This is a genomic window from Mesorhizobium sp. M7A.F.Ca.US.005.03.2.1 (assembly GCF_003997795.1).
GTDB classification, from domain to species: Bacteria; Pseudomonadota; Alphaproteobacteria; order Rhizobiales; family Rhizobiaceae; genus Mesorhizobium; species Mesorhizobium ciceri.
Map to the genome: position 1 here is coordinate 1 of NZ_RZRP01000811.1, position 2,836 is coordinate 2,836.

At 62.6% G+C, this 2,836-nt stretch carries 2 protein-coding genes; both read right to left on the minus strand.

Annotated features, from left to right (window positions below; translation table 11 throughout):
- The coding region (locus tag EN991_RS30710; protein ID WP_281058823.1) for an XdhC family protein at positions 1 to 344 on the minus strand (344 nt) is incomplete at its 3' end.
- Between the two features lie 74 nt (positions 345 to 418).
- Positions 419 to 2,773, minus strand: coding sequence for a xanthine dehydrogenase molybdopterin binding subunit (xdhB, locus tag EN991_RS30715; protein WP_127370157.1), 2,355 nt, complete (start codon positions 2,771 to 2,773; stop codon positions 419 to 421).
- Positions 2,774 to 2,836 lie beyond the last annotated feature (63 nt).

Genomic DNA, 2,836 nt, shown 5'->3' on the forward strand with positions numbered 1-2,836 from the left:
GCCGCAACCAGGTCGCCGGCAAGCGCAGCATCGACGAGCCGGATCAAGACTTCGACGCGCCCGCCGCAGCATTGGCCGATCTCGGGACCCAGCGGGACGTCTAGGATAGCGCAGACTTCGTCAACCTCGATGCGGACTTCTTTGCCCAACATCTGCCTGGCCTTGTCGATTGCCATATATTCGAGCTGACCGCCGCCGATGGTGCCAAAGATCGCCGTCTGCGAGACGAGCATGAAGGCGCCCTTCTCGCGTGGCGTCGAGCCTTTTGTTCCGGCCACTTCGACCAGGGCAACCCGACCGGCGCTGGCGAGAAAGGCTTTCAGGCTTTGCACTTTCGAGTTCATGGTTCACGTTCCCGAATGGGAAATATAGGTTTTTTCGGCCCGGATTGCACGCATTGCCGACCCTGGGGCCGGATTCAGGCGCCGGCCTCCTTCTTCAGCCGCTCGATCGCCATCAGAACCCGCTCCGGGGTCGCCGGAGCATCGAGGCGCGGGCAGATCCTGTTGTCGGCGACACTGGCCACCGCGTCCGATAGCGCATGCAGCACCGACATGCCGAGCGGGAACGGCGGCTCGCCGACCGCCTTGGAGCGGTGGATGGTCGGCTCGCCGGCTTCCGGCCAGTCGGCCAAGGTGACGTTGAAGATCTTCGGCCGGTCGGAGGCGAGCGGGATCTTGTAGGTCGACGGTGCATGCGTGCGCAGCCGGCCCTTGGCGTCCCACCACAGTTCTTCCGTCGTCAGCCAGCCCATGCCCTGGATGAAGCCGCCTTCGATCTGGCCGATATCGATCGCCCGGTTCAGCGAGCGGCCACAGTCATGGAGAATATCGGTACGCTCGACCATGTATTCGCCGGTCAGCGTGTCGACCGAGACTTCCGAGCACGAGGCGCCATAGGCGAAATAATAGAAGGGGCGGCCCTCGCCCTTGTCGCGGTTCCAGTGGATTTTCGGCGTCTTGTAGAAACCAGCCGCCGACAGCTGGATGCGGGCCATATAGGCCTGCTTGACAAGGTCGGCGAAGGCGATTTCCTGGTTGCCGATGCGCACCCGGTTGGGCAGGAACAGCACCTGATCACGCGGCACCTGATATTTTTCGGCGGCGAAATCGGTCAGCCGATCCTTGATCTGGCGCGCGCCATTCTGCGCCGCCATGCCGTTGAGGTCGGAGCCGGACGACGCTGCCGTAGCCGAAGTGTTCGGCACCTTGCCGGTCGTTGTCGCGGTGATCTTCACCTGGTCGAGATCGATCTGGAACTCTTCCGCCACCACCTGCGCCACCTTGACGTAGAGGCCCTGCCCCATCTCGGTTCCGCCATGGTTCAGATGCACCGAACCGTCGGTGTAGACATGCACCAGCGCGCCGGCTTGATTGTAATGCGTGGCGGTGAACGAGATGCCGAATTTGACCGGCGTCAGAGCGAGGCCCCGCTTGATGAAACGGCTGTTGGCATTGAAGGCCGATATTTCACGCCGCCGCCGCGCATAGCTCGCGCTTTGCTCCAGCTCGGCGACGATGCCCTGGATGATGTTATCCTCGACCGTCTGGTGGTAGGGCGTGATGTTGCGGCCCCCCTCGCTACTGGTGCCGTAGAAATTCTTCTTGCGGATTTCGAGCGGATCCTTGCCAACGGCAAAGGCCACCTCGTCGATGACGCGCTCGGCGCCGACCATGCCTTGCGGGCCGCCGAAACCACGAAAGGCGGTGTTCGACACGGTGTTGGTGTAGAGCGGCGCCGACTGCGCATGCACCGCCGGCCAGAAATAAGTGTTGTCGCAGTGGAACAGCGCGCGATCGGTTACCGGGCCGGACAGATCCGACGAAAAACCGCAGCGCGCCGCGAACATGAAATCGACGCCGAGGATGTTGCCCTCATCATCGAAGCCGACCTCGTAATCGACGAGGAAATCATGACGCTTTCCGGTGGCGATCATGTCGTCGTCGCGGTCGGGCCGGATCTTCACGGCGCGGTGGTGTTTCTTCGCGGCGATCGCGGCCAATGCGGCAAACTGATTTCCCTGCGTTTCCTTGCCGCCGAAGCCGCCTCCCATGCGGCGGATTTCCACCGTGACGGCATTGCTCGGCACGCCGAGTACGTGGCTGACCATGTGCTGGACTTCGCTTGGATGCTGGGTCGAGGAATAGATGGTGACGTCCTGATCCTCGCCAGGAACGGCCATGGCGATATGGCCTTCGAGGTAGAAGTGTTCCTGGCCGCCGATGCGCATTTTTCCCTTTAGCCGGCGCGGCGCCTGACGGATCGCCGTAGCGGCATCGCCGCGCTTCAGGGTGAGAGGCGGCGTGACGAGCTTGTCCTTCTTCGGATCGAGCGCGCCGATGTCGGTGACGAAAGGCAATTCCTTGTATTCGACCTTTGCCAATCTTGTGGCGCGGCGCGCCTGCTCGCGAGTTTGCGCAATAACGCAGAAGATAGGCTGGCCGTAGAATTGCACCTTGCCGTCGGCAAGCACCGGCTCGTCGTGGCGGCCGGTCGGCGAAATGTCGTTTTCGCCCGGCACGTCACTGGCCGTCAACACGTCGACCACACCGGGCGCTGTACGCACCGCCGAAAGATCCATGCTGGTGATGGTGGCATGCGTGGCACCGGAAAGCCCTAGGCAGCCATGCAGCGTGCCTGATGGTTCCGGCATGTCGTCGATGTAGACGGCGGTACCGCTGACATGTTTGTGCGCGGAATCGTGGCGCTGATCGGTGGCGACGCCGCCAGCGATCTTTTCAGCCTTGAGGTTGGGGGCAGCGTGCTTGTTCATCGAATGCCTCTTTTCCCTTCTCCCCGCTCACGGGGAGAAGGTGGCCCGAAGGGTCGGATGAGG